General features: G+C 53.2%; 14 protein-coding genes. 10 read left to right on the top strand and 4 right to left on the bottom strand.

Annotation, left to right across the window (positions count from 1 at the left end; all coding sequences use genetic code 11):
- Positions 1–11: 11 nt before the first annotated feature.
- The gene (locus ACJJIV_RS09295) at positions 12–1,955 is read left to right on the top strand and encodes a M1 family metallopeptidase (RefSeq protein WP_444891505.1); all 1,944 of its coding nucleotides are present in this window, start codon (positions 12–14) and stop codon (positions 1,953–1,955) included.
- Between the two features lie 509 nt (positions 1,956–2,464).
- Here ACJJIV_RS09295 and serB read toward each other — a convergent pair.
- Positions 2,465–3,619, bottom strand: coding sequence for a phosphoserine phosphatase SerB (serB, locus tag ACJJIV_RS09290; protein WP_444891504.1), 1,155 nt, complete (start codon positions 3,617–3,619; stop codon positions 2,465–2,467).
- 239 nt (positions 3,620–3,858) lie between these two features.
- Between serB and ACJJIV_RS09285 the strand changes: the two genes are divergently transcribed.
- The 7 genes from ACJJIV_RS09285 to ACJJIV_RS09255 all read left to right on the top strand — a co-directional run bounded on the left by ACJJIV_RS09285 (position 3,859) and on the right by ACJJIV_RS09255 (position 12,289).
- Positions 3,859–4,941 carry a hypothetical protein gene (locus ACJJIV_RS09285; protein ID WP_444891503.1) on the top strand — a complete coding sequence of 361 codons (1,083 nt, stop codon included), beginning with the start codon at positions 3,859–3,861 and terminating at the stop codon, positions 4,939–4,941.
- 128 nt (positions 4,942–5,069) lie between these two features.
- Entirely contained in the window at positions 5,070–5,486 is a 417-nt protein-coding gene (locus tag ACJJIV_RS09280) for a MerR family transcriptional regulator (protein ID WP_444887854.1), read from the top strand.
- Positions 5,487–5,620: 134 nt separating this feature from the next.
- A complete protein-coding gene (locus ACJJIV_RS09275) occupies positions 5,621–6,790 on the top strand; it encodes an isovaleryl-CoA dehydrogenase (protein WP_444891502.1) in 1,170 nt (389 codons plus the stop codon).
- A 118-nt stretch (positions 6,791–6,908) separates the two neighbouring features.
- Positions 6,909–8,516, top strand: a complete 1,608-nt coding sequence (locus tag ACJJIV_RS09270) for a carboxyl transferase domain-containing protein (RefSeq protein ID WP_444891501.1) — start codon at positions 6,909–6,911, stop codon at positions 8,514–8,516.
- 71 nt (positions 8,517–8,587) lie between these two features.
- Entirely contained in the window at positions 8,588–9,385 is a 798-nt protein-coding gene (locus ACJJIV_RS09265) for an enoyl-CoA hydratase/isomerase family protein (protein WP_282953633.1), read from the top strand.
- Positions 9,386–9,389: 4 nt separating this feature from the next.
- Entirely contained in the window at positions 9,390–11,390 is a 2,001-nt protein-coding gene (locus ACJJIV_RS09260) for an acetyl/propionyl/methylcrotonyl-CoA carboxylase subunit alpha (protein WP_444891500.1), read from the top strand.
- A complete protein-coding gene (locus ACJJIV_RS09255) occupies positions 11,390–12,289 on the top strand; it encodes a hydroxymethylglutaryl-CoA lyase (RefSeq protein ID WP_444891499.1) in 900 nt (299 codons plus the stop codon). Before ACJJIV_RS09260 ends, ACJJIV_RS09255 begins: the two co-directional genes overlap by 1 nt.
- Before the next feature lie 50 nt (positions 12,290–12,339).
- Here the strand turns inward: ACJJIV_RS09255 and ACJJIV_RS09250 are convergent, their stop codons facing one another.
- From ACJJIV_RS09250 to ACJJIV_RS09240, 3 genes are all read right to left on the bottom strand, one after another.
- A complete protein-coding gene (locus tag ACJJIV_RS09250) occupies positions 12,340–12,708 on the bottom strand; it encodes a hypothetical protein (RefSeq protein ID WP_444891498.1) in 369 nt (122 codons plus the stop codon).
- Positions 12,709–13,144: 436 nt separating this feature from the next.
- Positions 13,145–15,052: a multicopper oxidase family protein gene (locus tag ACJJIV_RS09245; RefSeq protein WP_444891497.1), complete on the bottom strand. Its 1,908-nt coding sequence runs from the start codon at positions 15,050–15,052 to the stop codon at positions 13,145–13,147.
- Between the two features lie 115 nt (positions 15,053–15,167).
- Entirely contained in the window at positions 15,168–16,085 is a 918-nt protein-coding gene (locus tag ACJJIV_RS09240) for an SDR family NAD(P)-dependent oxidoreductase (RefSeq protein WP_444891496.1), read from the bottom strand.
- A 209-nt stretch (positions 16,086–16,294) separates the two neighbouring features.
- On the opposite strand from ACJJIV_RS09240, the gene ACJJIV_RS09235 reads away from it, so the two are divergent.
- Both ACJJIV_RS09235 and ACJJIV_RS09230 read left to right on the top strand, forming a co-directional pair.
- Positions 16,295–16,726 carry a DUF4345 domain-containing protein gene (locus ACJJIV_RS09235; RefSeq protein ID WP_444891495.1) on the top strand — a complete coding sequence of 144 codons (432 nt, stop codon included), beginning with the start codon at positions 16,295–16,297 and terminating at the stop codon, positions 16,724–16,726.
- Positions 16,727–16,784: 58 nt separating this feature from the next.
- Complete coding sequence (locus ACJJIV_RS09230; protein WP_282934534.1) at positions 16,785–17,087, top strand: DUF1330 domain-containing protein; 303 nt, start codon at positions 16,785–16,787, stop codon at positions 17,085–17,087.
- Positions 17,088–17,105: the final 18 nt, after the last annotated feature.

Raw genomic sequence — 17,105 nt, 5'->3', positions numbered from 1 at the left:
GGAGTAGACCCATGTTGCCCCGTTTACTATGCACCAGCCTGATCGTCGGCGGCCTCGCCGTAGCCTCAGGTTGTTCCAAGAATGAACCGACCAAGGTCGAAGCTGACAGCGCCGATACGTCGGTAAAAGCGGCTGCGGTGATCGAGAAGAAAAGCGTTGCAGAAAAGGCGCCGCAATCCGGTGTGGATTATCACTCCTTCGCCAATAGCAATGACTATCAGGTGCAGCACCTGGATCTGGACCTGACTGTCGACTTCTCCCGCAAGGTACTCGAGGGCGAAGCCAAGCTGGACTTCAAGCGCCTCAACGACAAGAACCTGCCGATGGTGCTCGATACCCGCGAGCTGGAAGTGGTTTCTGTATCGGCTAACGGCGCGCCGGTGAAGTTCTCCATGGGTGAGAAAGACAGCCACCTGGGCACTCCGCTGAATATCGAGCTGCCGGAAGATGCCGACAGCATTACTATCCGCTACCGCACAGCGCCGGGCGCCTCTGGCGTTCAGTGGCTGGAACCGCAGCAGACCGCGGGTAAAAAGCATCCGTTCCTGTTTACCCAGGCCCAGGCGATTCACGCGCGCAGCTTTATCCCGCTACAGGATTCCCCGAAAGTTCGTATCACCTACAACGCTACCGTTCGCACCCCGAAAGAACTGCGCGCAGTAATGAGTGCGAACAACGATCCACAGGCGGCCAAAGATGGCGTTTACGAATTTGAAATGCCCCAGCGCATACCCTCTTACCTGATTGCCCTGGCAGTAGGCGATCTGCAGTTCAAGCCCATGGGTGAGCGCACCGGTGTCTACGCCGAGCCCTCCATGCTGGAATCTGCAGCGGCGGAGTTTGCCGATACCGAATCCATGCTAGAAGTGACCGAAAAGGCGTATGGCCCCTACCACTGGGACCGCTACGACTTGCTGATTCTGCCGCCCAGCTTCCCCTTCGGCGGTATGGAAAACCCGCGCCTGAGCTTTATCACTCCGACGGTGATCGCCGGCGATAAGAGCTTGGTAGCCCTGATTGCCCACGAATTGGCCCACTCTTGGTCCGGCAACCTGGTGACCAATGCCAGCTGGCGCGACTTGTGGCTGAATGAAGGCTTCACCACCTACCTGACCAACCGCATCATGCAGTTCGTCTACGGTGATGAGCGCTATCAGATGGAAATGGCCCTGGGCTATGAAGACCTGCAGGCGGACCTGGCTGATAAAGAGCCCCGCGATGAGATTATGGCGATCGACCTGCGCGGCCGTGATCCCGATGAAGTCTTCTCCAATATTCCTTACGAGAAAGGTTCCCTGTTCCTGTATGAGCTGGAGCAGAAAGTGGGCCGCGAAGCGTTCGACCGCTTCCTGATGGAGTACTTCAACCACTTCTCCTTCCAGAGTATTACCACCGAGGATTTCGTTAAGTACCTCGACAAGACCTTGTTGGTTGAGCACGCCGATAAGTTGGATCGAGAGCGCATTCACCAGTGGATTTTCGAGCCGGGTATTCCTGAAGGTGCGCCGCACCCGCAGTCCGATGCCTTCAGTAAGTTGGACCCAGTGCGTCAACAGTGGTTGGACGGCAAATTGGCAGCGAAGGATATCGACACCAAGGGCTGGACCTTCCACCAGTGGAAGTATTTCCTCGACGGTATGCCGGAAAAGTTGACTGAAACGCAATTGAAGGAACTGGACAGCGCCTTTGGCCTGACCCAATCCCGCAATAACGAAGTGGCCTTTAGCTGGCTGATGATTGCCGTGCGCAACGACTACGAGCCGGCATTCAATCGCCTGGAAAACTTCCTTACCAGCATCGGCCGCAACAAGTTCCTGCGCCCGCTATACCGCAATATGGTTGAAACCGGCAAACAGGATGTGGCAGCGCGTATTTTTGAACGCGCCAAGGTGGGGTATCACCCGCTGACGGTAAAAGTGAACAGCCTGGTAATCTACGGTAAAAAAGAAGGCTAGCTCGGCCTTCGACACTTGTGCGATTTTGGTGCTGTGCACCAGAATCGCCGCTCTCCATTCTGGTTGTTGCCAGCGCAACACTGGCCATCTACGAGCTTTCACTAGCTTTATTTGCCCGTTTTTCCTCTTGCCAAGATTAACTCAATGAATCTGCTAAAGCTGGTTTCGGATTGGGTTTGGCTGGCGCGCAATGCTAAAATAGGCCTGTGTAATCGGTTGTGTAGCAAAGCTGAACAAACTGGTACAAAAGAAAGAATTTTACGTCAATTTTCTGGCATAAAAATCATTAAACTGCTGTTCAAAACGGAACCCATTGCGTACCCTGCTGCTCGAATAAAAATCCATTTAGGCAAAGGGAGGTACCTATGTACAGGCGGATTTTAATATTGGCTTTTCTCAGCCTTTTGGCAGCAGGCTGCGAGTATGAACCCAGTGCCTGCTCGGATAACACTAAGCCGCGCTCATTCCCCTTCCCACACGCGGTGATATAAACCTTTTTTGGGACACCTTTAAGAAGGCTGTCCCAATTCGGCAATTTGCTGGTCGTTGAGACCGAACAGGTAAAGCGCCGCATCTAGTCCAAATAGAGTGATAGCTTGCGGCGCCTCCCTGCGGACTTTGGGTTTCGGGTGTATGGCGATACCCAGGGCACCCAGGTTCAACATGGGGATATCGTTTGCCCCATCCCCAACGGCAACCACTTTTTCCAGCGGCACTCCCATCTCTTTTGCAGTTTCCCCCAGCAATAACCGCTTGCGCATTCCGTCCACGATAGGCTCTATCACTTCACCGGTGAGCGCGCCCTCGGCAAACTCCAATTCATTGGCGTATATCAGGTCAATAGCCAGGCGTTCCCTTTGTAGGAAATTGGCGAAGTAGGTAAAACCGCCGGACAAAATGACCGTTTTGCAGCCGAGTTTGCGCAGGCAGTGCAACAGGTTTTGGGCTCCATCTTTTAGTGGCAGTTGCGTGGCGATTTCTGCCAGGCGCTGTTCGGAAAAACCTTTTAGCAACGCCATACGTTTTTTGAAACTATCGCGAAAATCCAATTCACCGCGCATGGCGGCCGCAGTGATGGCCGCCACCTGGTCGCCGATTCCGGTAATCTTGGCTAGCTCGTCGATCACCTCTGCATCGATCAGAGTGGAATCCATATCGAAGCCAGCCAGTGCCGGTACCCTCTGACTGATGCCCGCCTGCAAGACCAGATCGGCTCCGATTGCTTCGGCCAGTTGTAGGCAGGCAAAACGTGCCGGGGAAAACTCCAGTTCAGCGCTGAACTGAAAGCGGATGACCGTGCACTCGTGCCGGTGGGCTAGGGTGTCGATGACATCGATATGCCAGTGTTGTTCAGCACAAAAATCCAGCAGGCGCTGCAGTTGTGACAGGGTGGCAGCTGGGCTTAGGAAGGTCAGGCACCAGGGCGATTGCACGTCTGATGGTATCGCGCTGGGTAAATTCAATTGGCAACTGGCGGCGTCCGAAAAGGGGGCTGTATTGTCGTATTCCAACCCCAGCAGTGCATGGCCGCCGCTATAGGTGAGGTAGCGCACAGAACAGTCGAAGCGTGACTGGGTAATTTGCGCCAGGGGCAGATGAAATTCTTGTGCTTTAGTCTCGACGCCCATAGCGAAGGTCCCCAATTTATTCAATAAGCGACGCATTATAGCTCTAGCGGGAATCTTCGTTAAAATCAGCGCCGCAGGTTGGGCCCGCTTATTTATTACAAATTAAAAAATCCCGTATGGAACTATTTTGTTGCGGGATCGACCAACGGCACAGGAAATTACACTGCGTATTATTCGCGCTTTGTGAGGATAAAATTGCGCCAGGGCCCTTGGCCGTGGAGAGTTCCAAAAACGCAAGGTAATAAAAAACAAGGCAAGGTATTAAAGCCGTATTTATGTCTGTATCGATGATTTCCCTTCTGCGCAGGTTGCCAGAGCAGTTTGCGCGTTTATCTAAACGTACCCGCCAGCGTCTGCTGGCTGCGATGATCTGGCTGATACTGGCGCTGTTCTGCAGCGTGGCTCTCGGTCATTACTATGCGCAGCGCCATGCCGATGCGGTGGAGAGAGACCGGGTCTCTGCGCAGGTTGCGGCCAGTTTTCTCGCCGGGCAGAGCCTGGAGCGTATTGTTGCCGATGATCGTATCAGTATGCAGCTGTTGGCCAGGCAGCTGCTGGAATTGCCCGCTATCAGCGGTGTTGCTGTTGAGGATGTGGAATCCAATAGCCTGGCGGAAGTTGGTGATCTGAAGAGTGGCGAGACCATCAGTGTGCCAGTAGTGCTGCATGACAGTATCGCCGGCAATGTTACCGTAGCCCTGATTCCTGGTGCGGACGTCAGCTTTCCCTGGGCCAGCTTATTGCTGACGCTGGTATTTGCCCTGCCATTTAGTGCAGTGGCGGCACTGATGACAGGGGGTTTTTCCGCGCAGCGCAGTTTGCCAGCGGAAGAGCCTCTTTCCTCTGCGGATCTTCCCAAGCAAAAGCAAGACTCTATAGGCCTGTACCTGCGGCCATTGAATTGGGCTCAATTGACCAACCAATTGAGTCGCAGTGCGCTCGAAGGAATTCAGCGGGAATTGGATGGGCGTATGCAGTTGCTGCGTCGGATCTACGGTGCCCATCCATTGAGTTGTGCAGGGCCACAAGTTGGTTTGGGGTTTTCCGGCGCCGATTCGGCGTTTCGTGCGGTCTGCTGTGGCGTGTTGCTGCGGGAGATGCAGAGTGTCAGCCGCGCTACCGGTTTGAAGTTGGCCCTGGCGGTGGCGCCTTGTGAGCCAAGCACGCCAGATTTTTCTGCTGAACAGCTACTAAACCAATCGCGTGGTTTGTTTTTACATCCTGAGTTGCTGGAGGATAGCTCTCTGGCTGGGCGTATTGAGCACCACGGTGCTGGCTGGGCTTTGGAAATCACAGGCCTTACATCCTCCTATCAAAAGCTGCTCGACAATCAGTTGCAACAGCTGTTGGGCGTCTGATCCCTCCCTTCCGATTACTGCGATGGGTTAATGACTGAATAGCCCCTCGCAGTTATTTTTGGCGTTTGCTTTACGTTTACGTCAACGTAAACTCTTGTTAGGCTCTGTTGCGTCTCGAGGAAGTACTTATGAAAGCCAAAGCCAGCATCGTAGAGCCCCAGAGTTACAGTATTTCGGAGCTGGCGCGGGAGTTTGAGATAACCACCCGCGCCATCCGTTTCTATGAGGATAAGGGCCTGCTCAAACCGGAGCGGCATGGTCAGACCCGTGTCTACAGCCCCGAAGAACGGGTGCGCTTAAAGCTGATTTTACGCGGCAAGCGCCTGGGTTTTTCCCTCGATGAGAGCCGCGAGATTATCGATATGTACGACCCCGCTCATGGCAATGTAGAGCAGTTACAGCGCCTGCTGGAGCGTATAGCGCAGAAGCGGGCACAGTTGCAGCAGCAGCTGCGGGATATTGAGAGCCTGATGGGGGAACTTGGTGAAGCCGAAGCCCGTGCACAAGCGGCTTTGGTAAAGAGCCGCAACGAGGAAAGCCCCTAGTTCACCGGTTAAAAATTTCGACAGGCGCCTGCGAAAGCCTGTGACCCGCAGAAGTTTAGCGTGTCACCCGATGTATCGAGTGGTTGCAGGTGCCGCCAGTTTAAAAGACTTTTCTAATAATTATTGGAGCCATTATGAATACCTCCTATCCAACCCTGAATTTCGGCCTCGGTGAAGACATCGATATGCTCCGCGACATGGTCTACAAGTTCTGCCAGGCGGAGCTGGCCCCGCGCGCGGCGCAGATCGATGAAGACAACCTGTTCCCCGCGGACATGTGGAAAAAATTCGGTGAGCTGGGCCTTCTGGGTATGACCGTGGAAGAGGAATTCGGCGGTTCCAATATGGGGTACCTGGCACACGCTGTGGCCATGGAAGAAATTTCCCGCGCCTCCGCTTCTGTGGGCTTGTCCTACGGTGCCCACTCCAACCTCTGTGTAAACCAGATTCGCAAAAATGGTACCCGCGAGCAGAAGCTCAAGTACCTGCCCAAGCTGTGTTCCGGTGAACATGTAGGCGCCTTGGCTATGAGTGAACCCAACTCCGGTTCCGACGTAGTGAGCCTGCAACTGCGCGCGGAAAAGCGCGGTGATCACTTTGTTTTGAACGGCAATAAAATGTGGATCACCAATGGACCCGATGCCGACACCTATGTGATCTACGCGCGCACCGAGCCGGGTATCAGCTCCGGCGGTATTACCGCATTTATCGTTGAGCGCAGTTTTGCCGGCTTCTCACAGGCGCAGAAACTCGACAAGCTGGGTATGCGCGGTTCCAACACCTGTGAGCTGGTGTTCGAAGACTGTGAAGTGCCGGAAGAAAATATTCTCGGTGAATTGAACGGCGGCGTACGCGTTTTGATGAGCGGTCTCGACTACGAGCGCACCATTCTCTCCGGTGGCCCTGTCGGTATTATGCAGGCCTGCCTGGATGTGGTGGTTCCCTATATCCACGAGCGCAAGCAGTTCGGCAAGGCCATCGGCGAATTCCAGCTGATGCAGGGCAAGATCGCCGATATGTATGCCGACCTGAATGCCAGCCGTGCTTACCTCTACGCCGTGGCGCGTGCCTGTGATCGCGGTGAGGACTCGCGCAAGGATGCCGCCGCAGTAATCCTGTTTACTGCAGAGCGCGCAACCCAGATGGCCCTGCAGGCTATCCAGACTCTGGGCGGCAATGGCTACATCAACGAGTACGCCACCGGTCGCCTGCTGCGCGATGCCAAGCTCTACGAAATCGGCGCGGGCACTTCTGAAGTGCGTCGTATGCTGATTGGTCGCGAGCTGTTTAAAGAGACCCGCTAAGGCTGGGCATTTCTTCTCGCCGCCGGCGCCTGCCGGCGGCAGCTGTCTCCAGCCGGGCACTGCGGCAATAAGCTGCGCCCTGTGGAGGTCTTTTCTCCGGGAAAGTGAATCGGACTTTATGAATCAGTTGCAGAGCAAAATAAATACGCGCGATGCCGCCTTTGGCGAAAACCGCGAGCAGATGCAGGCGCTGGTGGCAGACCTGCGCGAGAAAGTGGAAGCCATCGCCCAGGGCGGCGGCGAGCGCGCAAGGGAAAAACACCTGGCGCGAGGAAAATTATTGCCACGGGACCGTATCGATGCGCTGCTCGATCCGGGTAGCCCTTTTATGGAATTTTCCCAGCTGGCCGCTCACGAGGTTTACGGTGAGGATGTTCCGGCCGCGGGTATTATTACCGGCATCGGCACCGTCTCCGGTCAGCCCTGTGTGATAGTGGCTAACGATGCCACTGTAAAAGGTGGAACCTATTACCCTCTCACAGTAAAAAAACACCTGCGCGCGCAGACCATCGCCGAGCAGAACAATCTGCCGTGCATTTACCTGGTGGATTCCGGTGGTGCCAATCTGCCGCGCCAGGACGACGTTTTCCCAGACCGCGAGCATTTCGGTCGCATCTTCTTTAACCAAGCCAATCTCTCTGCACAGAATATTCCGCAGATCGCGGTGGTGATGGGGAGCTGCACCGCCGGTGGAGCCTATGTGCCGGCCATGGCAGACGAATCCATTATGGTGAAAGAGCAGGCCACCATCTTCCTGGCAGGCCCGCCCCTGGTGAAAGCGGCCACCGGTGAAGAAGTTTCCGCGGAGGAACTCGGCGGTGCCGAGGTGCACTGTCGCACTTCCGGGGTTTCCGATCACTACGCCAATAACGACGTACATGCTTTGCAGTTAGCGCGTCGCTCTGTAGCGCGCCTGAACCGTATCAAAAGCCCCGGCCTGGATATCCAAAAGCCGGTGGAGCCGATTTATCCACCGGAAGATATTTACGGTGTGGTGCCTAAAGATTCGCGCCAGCCGTTTGACGTGCGCGAGATTATCGCGCGAGTTGTGGACGGCTCCGAGTTCGATGAATTTAAAGCGTTGTACGGCACCACTCTGGTAACCGGTTTTGCCCGTATCCAGGGCTACCCGGTGGGAATTGTTGCCAATAACGGCATCCTGTTTGCGGAGAGTGCGCAGAAGGGCGCGCACTTTATAGAGCTGTGTGCGCAGCGCAAGATTCCGTTGGTTTTCCTGCAAAATATCACCGGCTTTATGGTGGGCAAACAGTACGAGGCGGGCGGCATCGCCAAACACGGCGCCAAGATGGTGACCGCTGTCGCTACCGCCAAGGTGCCCAAAATTACCATCCTCATCGGCGGCTCTTTCGGCGCCGGTAACTATGGGATGTGTGGCCGCGCCTACGATCCCAACTTCCTGTTTATGTGGCCCAATGCGCGCATCTCGGTTATGGGGGGAGAACAAGCCGCTGGCGTATTGGCCCAGGTGAAGCGCGACCAGATGGCGGCGCGAGGTGAATCCTGGAGCGAAGAGGAAGAGCAGCAGTTTAAGCAGCCGATTGTGGATAACTACGAACATCAGGGGCACCCCTACTACGCTTCTGCACGTTTGTGGGATGACGGCGTTATCGACCCGGCGGATACCCGCCGCGTGCTAGGCCTGTGCCTGGCGGCGGCCAGCCACAAAGAGCCGGAAGAGACCAAGTTCGGCGTGTTCCGTATGTAAGGAACTGTGGTTGCGGTGCCGCGGGCTACCCCGGTGCCGCTAGAGAGAAACGCCCCAATCGAGGAATTACAATGAGCGATAAATTGCTGTGCGAAGTGGATAGCGAGGGCGTGGCCACGGTCACCCTGAATCGGCCGGAAATCCACAACGCTTTTGACGATGAACTGATTCACGAGCTGGCCACCACCTTTGACACTCTGGCGCAAAATCCTGCTGTTCGTGTGTTGGTACTGGCTTCCAATGGCAAGAGCTTTTCTGCCGGAGCTGACCTCAACTGGATGAAGCGCATGGCGACTTATTCAGAAGAGGAAAACCGCCGCGACGCGGCCGCGCTTGCCGCCATGCTGTACAAGCTTGATACCTTCCCTGCGCCTACTATCGCGCGGGTACAGGGCGCTGCATTTGGCGGTGCTGTGGGCCTGGTGAGCTGCTGCGATATGGCCGTGGCCTCTGAGCGCGCCAGCTTCTGTTTGTCTGAAGTCAAAATCGGGCTGCTGCCCGCCACCATCAGCCCCTATGTCATCAATGCGATCGGCACCCGCCACGCGCGCCGTTACTTTGTTACGGCGGAGCGCTTCTCCGCCGAGCGCGCGGAACAAATGGGCTTGGTATCCGAAGTCTGCGCCGAGGGCGACCTGGACCTGCATGTGCAGAAATTAGTGAATGCCATCGCCGACAATGGCCCCAAAGCGGTCGCCATGGCCAAGCAACTGGCCATGTCCATGTCCAACCGGGTTATCAACGATGAATTGCAGGGCCAGACCAGCGCGCTGATCGCTGCCGTGCGTGTATCGCCGGAAGGACAGGAAGGGTTGAGTGCGTTTTTGGAAAAGCGCGCACCCAAGTGGATGAATGGTGGCGAAGGATAATTTTATGATTCGCAAACTGTTAATAGCTAATCGCGGCGAAATCGCCTGCCGTATTATAAAGACCGCCCGCCGCCTGGGGGTGGCCACCGTTGCCGTCTATTCCGATGCGGATGCCGACGCCCTGCATGTGCAGATGGCGGACGAAGCGGTACACCTGGGTCCGGCGCCGGCCAGGGATTCCTACCTGGATATTGACAAGGTATTGGGTGCTGCGAAGCAGACAGGCGCGGATGCCATCCATCCGGGTTACGGCTTCCTGTCGGAAAATGCCGAGTTTTGCCGCGCCTGCGATAGCGCCGGCATTATTTTTGTCGGCCCGCCCACCGGCGCGATTGAGGCGATGGGCTCCAAGTCCGCCGCCAAACGTATTATGGAAGAGGCCAATGTGCCCCTGGTGCCCGGTTACCACGGCACCAACCAAAATGAAGAGCTGCTGGAAGGTCACGCCAACCGCATCGGTTACCCGGTATTGCTGAAAGCCGCTGCCGGCGGTGGTGGTAAGGGCATGCGCCGTGTCGACAGTGCCGGTGAATTCCACGAAGCACTGGGCGCTGCCAAGCGTGAGGCCATGAATGCCTTTGGCGACGACATCATGCTGCTGGAGCGCTATGTGGTGAGTCCCCGCCATGTGGAAATTCAGGTGTTCTGCGATCAGCAGGGCAACGGTGTCTATCTGTTTGAGCGGGATTGCTCGGTGCAGCGCCGCCACCAAAAAGTAGTGGAGGAAGCTCCCGCACCGGGCATGACTCCGGAGCTGCGCGCCCGCATGGGTGAAGCGGCTCTGCGTGCGGCCCACGCGATTGGTTACGTGGGTGCCGGCACGGTGGAATTCCTGCTGGATGCCAGCGGTGCCTTCTACTTTATGGAAATGAATACCCGCCTGCAGGTGGAGCACCCGGTTACGGAAATGATCACTGCCCAGGACCTGGTGGCCTGGCAGCTGTCAGTTGCCGCTGGCGATACCCTGCCCATGAGCCAGGATGAGCTGCAGATCAATGGCCACGCCATGGAAGTGCGCATCTACGCCGAAGACCCGGATAATGATTTCCTGCCGGCAACTGGCGTGTTGGTGTGCCACCAGCCCCCGGCGGAAGGCGAGGGCGTGCGGGTGGACACCGGCGTGCAGACCGGCGATGAAATCAGTGTGCATTACGACCCGATGATCGCCAAATTGATCTGCCACGGCCGCACCCGCAAAGAAGCCCTGGCCAAACTGGATCGCGCATTGCGTGATTATCAGATTGCCGGTGTGCGCCACAATATCGAATTCCTGCGCAGAGTGATCAATCACCAGGCATTTGCCAGCGGTTGTATTTCGACCCACTTTATCGAGGATTACGAAGCGGAAGTACTGCACCAGGAGCAGACACTGACGCCGCTGAAATGCGCTGCTATTGCCGGTTATTTGCAGCAGCGTGAAGAGCGCGATCTGCGCAACAGCGCACCGCAGCGGGATCCTTTCTCTCCCTGGCATAATGGCGATAACTGGCGCAATGCTCTGGCTGGCAGTCGCACCCAGACGGTGGACTACCGTGGTCAGCACGCTCAAATTCGCTTTGTTGCGGAGGGCGATAGCCTGCGCTGGACTTGCGATGCCTTGCCTGAAGAACAAAATAGCGGTGACATTCGCCTGCTGCCGGGACGCGACTTGATGCTGGTGGATGGCCGCCGCATGAGTTTCTCCGCCGTGGATACCCGCGATGGTGGCGCTGTATTTATTGATGGCACTCAGGTGGAATTTAAGCTGTTGCCACCGGATATCGGTGAGAGCAATGACCAAGCTCACGGCCTCGATGCCCCCATGAACGGCACCATAATTTCGTTGCTGGTTGAGCCTGGTTCGACGGTGGAAAAAGACCAGCCGCTACTGGTAATGGAAGCCATGAAAATGGAACACACCCTGCGGGCTCCAGCCGCCGGCACCGTGCAGCAGTTCTTCTGTGCCGAAGGTGAATTAGTGGATGGCGGTAGTCTGCTGGTGGATTTTGCCGGGGAGGAGCAATAATGACTTTGCCAAAACAGGTCAAAATCGTCGAAGTGGGGCCCCGCGATGGGCTGCAAAATGAAAAGCAGCCTATCTCTGTGGAAACCCGTATCGCTCTGGTGGACAAGCTCAGTGCCAGTGGGCTGTCGGTTATTGAAGCCGGCAGCTTTGTCAGCCCCAAGTGGGTACCGCAAATGGCCGCCAGCGAGGAAGTGCTGGCGGGTATTCAGCGCAAAGACGGTGTTATCTACAGTGCGCTCACGCCAAATTTAAAAGGCTATGAGCGCGCAGTGGAAGCCAAAGCGGATGAGGTCGCCGTATTCGGCGCGGCCTCAGAAGCCTTCACCCAGAAAAACATTAATTGCAGTATTGCAGAGAGCCTGGAGCGCTTCCGCCCGCTGGTGGAAAAAGCGAAGCAAGACGGAATACCCGTGCGCGGTTACGTATCCTGCGTACTTGGTTGCCCCTATGAAGGCGATATTGACCCGGCCAAAGTGGCAGAGGTTAGTGCCGCTCTATTGGAAATGGGTTGCTACGAAATTTCCCTAGGCGACACCATCGGTGTCGGCACCCCGGAAGCCGCCAAGCGTATGCTGGAGCAGGTGATGGCCCGTGTACCTGTGGAAAAACTTGCAGTACATTTCCACGATACCTACGGCCAGGCACTGGCCAATATCTACGCAGCCTTACAAATGGGGGTCGCAGTAGTAGATTCCGCCGTAGCCGGCCTGGGCGGTTGCCCCTATGCCCGTGGCGCTTCCGGTAATGTTGCCAGTGAGGATGTACTTTATATGCTCAATGGCATGGGTATTGAAACTGGTGTGGATTTACAGTTGCTGGCAGAGGCAGGGAATTTTATTTCTGAACAGCTGGGGCGGGAGACTAACTCCCGTGTGGCTAAGGCTTTGGCGCCCTGTTGAGGAATTTCTGGGGCGGTTAGAACACCGCCCTGAAACTACAAACTTGAAGATCAGATATCTACCCGATAAATCAGAGGGTGGTTATTTCCGTTACCCTCCCTGCAACCCCCTACTCCAAAACCTACGGTATTAGATTTAGCAAAATATGCAGCCAGAAGTGATGAAAATTGCTCTTTAGTGTCATTATTGTCTGTTCCATCATTGTGATCGAACTCTATGACTACATGGTTACTTGACCCAGAGGAGCAGTCTTCCCCTAATTCGTCGCCGCTAGCATTTGGTGAGAATTTAATTACTGCATAGTATTTATAGGTAGTAATGCCTTCGATAGTTTTATTAGGCTCAATGGTACTTGATGCAAAACTGGTGCTGGATAGTAGCGTGAGTAGCAGTCCGGAGAATAAATTTTTCATTTTCATAATATAATTAAAAACTTTTACCACTTAAAGTATAATGAAAATCATCTGTCAATTTTTTAGTTCGACCATTTTATGGTTAATTAAGAAGAATTGAAATCGACTTAATGTTATTTCGTACCCCTCGTTTAATTGGAGTTAACCGCCATATTTGCAAGTGATAGTTATTGTTAGAAGTTCCCGTGCTGCGCCTAAAAAAGGAAAGAGTAGGCGTGAATAATAATTTTTAACCTGGATTTTTTGGTTTTCAATATGGGTTAATTGTCGCAGGTGGTAAGCTTTTTTATTTCTATTTCAGTAAGTTTTTGTTAGTTGGTTGTTTTAAGCTGATAGATAGAAATTGCTGTATTTTCTTCTTGTTGTCTTTTTGAATTTGAGTTGTTGAATAATTATAGCGATTCAATATTCCGATTTGGGTATAAGGTTAAAGGTTACCAATTTAGTAATTATTTTTAGATTTGGGCGCTAAAACCCTAAACGGCCTCATCATATCGTAATCCTCATGGGAGAGCAGATGGCAGTGCCATACATAAAGGCCTTCGCGGTCAAAGTGCGCAATTACCCTGGTCACTTGGCCGGGAAGCGCGATGACTGTATCTTTGGGGCCGCTTTCTTCTGGTTGTGGTGGAAGGGGTTTTCCCTGTAGAGATTCTATTTCCAGTCGTGCACCCTGAAATATCTCATCTGTATGCATAAATTTCTGCTGCTTGGCAATAAGTTTTCCTTTAAAAGGCTGGCGATCCAGTACCTGGAATTCCACCAGATGAATATGGATTGGATGAGCCGATACTGTAGGGTTGTATATTTCCCAGATCTCAACGGCGTTGTGTTGGATTATTTCTGTAGTAGGGTCTTCAAAAAATAGGGAGCCCTCCTTTACTGGACCTAACATGAGCAGATTGCGGCCATAGGGATCATCCAACCGGTAGGTGGCAAGTTGTCGTGTACGACTGGCTTGGTTAAGCCTATTAAGTGGGGTGCGCAAGGGAGTACTTAGGCTGAGTTTTAAATTTCCAATGGTATTTTTGATCTTTGATTTCTGTTTATTAGAAGGGGGGGGTATCGGTGTAGAAGCAATATGAAATTGTAGGATCTGGCCTGTAGTATTTGGATCGGTAGCTGGTGTGATGCCGCCGCGTCCATCGCTTAATACGCGTTTACCTCCCGGGTTGTAGACAAGTGGAATCGAACTCTTTGGGTCATTGGCCTCTACAAAGCCTTTAAAAGGGACATCCGGTCCAAAGTTTCGCAGTGTTAGTTCACGTCCTTCATAACCGCTGAAATCTACTAAAACATCTGCTCGCTCTGCGGGTGCCAATATCAACTCGTTCAATTTTACAGGGTAATCGAGAAATCCGCCGTCACCGCCGACTTGTACAAAGGGTGTATTTTCGTCGATCCTGAGTATCAGTGTGCGGGTATCGGATGCGTTGAGTAATCGCAATCGATAGACGTGTGGAGTGACACTGACTTTGGGCCAGGTCATACCGTTTACCAGAATAAAATTGCCAAAAAATTCGTCGAGATGGGACGGATTGGGCCAATTGGCCTTAACCACCTCATGGGAAACCGGTGATGGAGGCTGGTCCCTCCAGCCAGGAAAATACAGCTGCCCATCGGAGCTAAACAAGCTGTCTGTAATAGCGGCTACAAAAGTGCGCTCTTCTGCAGGGAGCAGCTTCTCCTGTATCAGGCGGTCTTCATTGTCATCGCCTACCAGGTAAAAACCGAATAGACCTGCGTAAACATTAAGGCGCGTCATGCCCAGGGTGTGATCGTGATACCAGATAGTGGCGGCATCCTGGGAGTTGTCGTATTCGTAAATCCTTTTCTCAAATAAGGGTCCCGTCTCACGATAATTGCGGGTGTACCAAGCGAGGGGGTTGCCGTCACTTTTCCACTCTGTATGCCCGCCGTGAAGGTGGATAACCATAGGTACAGCTTTTGGATCTTTTACGTCGGCGAGGTGAATGGATCGATCCACAGGAAATAGATGCGGACCCGGTAGCTCATTGGCCCAGTGTACAAATACCAGTTGGCCTTCTCGGGCGCGAATAGTAGGGCCAGGAGAGTGGATGCGACCTGCATATTCAAAACCCCAGGCCTTTGTCATTAAACGTTTACCTTTCTTATCCCGTAGCCCCATCCAAATTTGAGTGGGGCGGGCGGGTAGCTTAATCGGGGCTGAGCCCTGGGGGCGGATTTCTATGGGTATTGGCAGTTCATTGACAAACTTATCCACAGTTGCTGGATCCAGCAGCCGCAGGGGAGTTGCTTTAGCCACATCTTCAGCAGCAGTCAGGGCAAGGGGGGTTAACAGCAGCAGGGAAAAGATTACCCGAAACATTGGCTGTTCTTAGCAGTGAGTATTTAACAATCAAGTATAGGTAAGCAGGTGGTTTCGGTGGAGTTAACTTGGACTTCAGGCAAAGGCGCGCAGGGCCCTTACCTGATGCGACCCTTCAGTAGATAAAGCGATTGATCGCCGTTTTGGCATTGTCCTGATAGGTAGGATTGTCCAGGTCCGGGAAAAGCTTCCGCTGTTCACCAAGAGGTCCAGTCAATCCGCGTTCACTGCCGTAAAAAACACCTGTGCGGAAGGATGTTGTATCCAGCAGGGCATCGATATAGCGCTTGGCGCCTATTTCTACTTTGTGGACTTTGCTAAGTAGCAGCATAATCTGCATCATGCCCTTCATCATATATTGCTTGAATAACGACAGTGTATTGAAGCCCTCTGTGCCTACCGTAGCCCCGGGACTCATGGTTACGAAGCGGATATGGGGGAATTCCCGCGCCATGGAAGACATCCATAGGGCGCCCATATACTTTATCGGACCATAGGGTACCGTAGCGTCTTTGGTACTGGCATAGAGCTTTCCTTCACAGATCTGCATAAATTCCTCCACAGAGGCGCTTTTCAGGTCTGGTCGCTTCATACCCATCTCTTTTACGCCGCGAGCGGCCTCGGAGCCGGCATAGATAGCAGTCTGGGTTAATTTATTGGCTTTCAGTAACTCGTTAGTCAGTAGAGCATGCCCAAGCAGGTTGACGGCGAAAATTTGTGTGACTCCTTCGGGGGTCTTGTTGTAAAACTCTTTCCCCCCGGTACCGCCAGCATTCATAACCAGCGCATCAACTGGGGAGTCCAGGTGCTTAACTGCCTCTTTCACAGATTGTTGATCCGCGACATCGATCAGCAATACTTCGAAGATATTCCTGCCTGTTACCGACACCAGATCGGCTTGGGCTTCCTTGGCTTTGTGCAGATTGCGGCAGCCGAGATAGATCTTGTTAATCTGCTGGTATTCCGCCAGTTGCTTGGCGCATTCCCTGCCTAAGCCTGCATTCGCTCCGGTAATCAAAACACTCTTAATCATCTTTCTGTCTCTGTGGATATTGGGAACTGGTGCCCGGATATGGATATACCCGGCTGTTGGAGAGAAAGATAAGCGGTTAAGCGCCTCGTCTTTTGACATTTCTTGCTGTCTTAGTGGGATACCAAGACCGCAAGAAATATCAAAAATAGGGCCTTACTGGCCAATATGATTAGGTCATCACTCCAAATACGGCAAACTAAGGTGACACTATGAATCAGGCGAGTTCTATAGAAAGAAAAATTTTCCAATTGTTAGTGGTAGCGCTGGCGGTGATCTGTTTTGTACCCGGTGGTATCAGTACATTTGGAGGGCTGAATGGCAGTGCTGCTCTGAGTGGTGGTGCTATGATTTTTGGCCCGGATAGCCCCTTGAGAGGATTTGGGGATAATCAATATCGATTTGCCTTTGGTGTTTTCTTTGCCCAGGGGTTGGTTCTACTGTATTTCCTGAGAAATATCGAAAAACATAAAGCATTGTTTTACTTCGTGGCTTTATCCCTCTTTATTGGCGGTCTGGGCCGCTTAAGCAATATTCTGGAATTTGGATTGGTGGATGATCAGGTCTTACCCCCTACGATTATTGAGCTTGCGATAGTTCCACTTCTGGTTTTTTGGCATAGGCGAGTGGCCTCTCAAAGTTAGTCATTAGAAGCTCTTAGTTAAGCAACTAAAATTTATTTACACTTAAGAGGTTATTACTTTGTTACCAGTATTTTTACATATAGAGTCTTCACCAAACTTACAGGAATTGCAGGCTCTTCAGCAGTATATAGGTCTGGCACCGCAATTAATGCAACAGTATGGGGGGGTGCCTATTGCTTCTTATGATGTGGAAGAGGCCCTGGACGGGGGTCGGTCACCAAGGGCATTTGTTGTGGTATCTTTTCCGGATCGGGAGGCGATCTATGCATTCTTTAATGATCCAGCCTACCAGGCGATTATTCCTTTGAGGGACAAAGCATTTGCCCATTTACGCTTTTTTATCACTAGTGAGCGAATTTAATTTAAAGGCATATTAAAC

This window comes from Microbulbifer mixtoriginis (SeqCode) (assembly GCF_052466765.1).
This window is presented reverse-complemented; position numbering and strand designations above follow the sequence as displayed.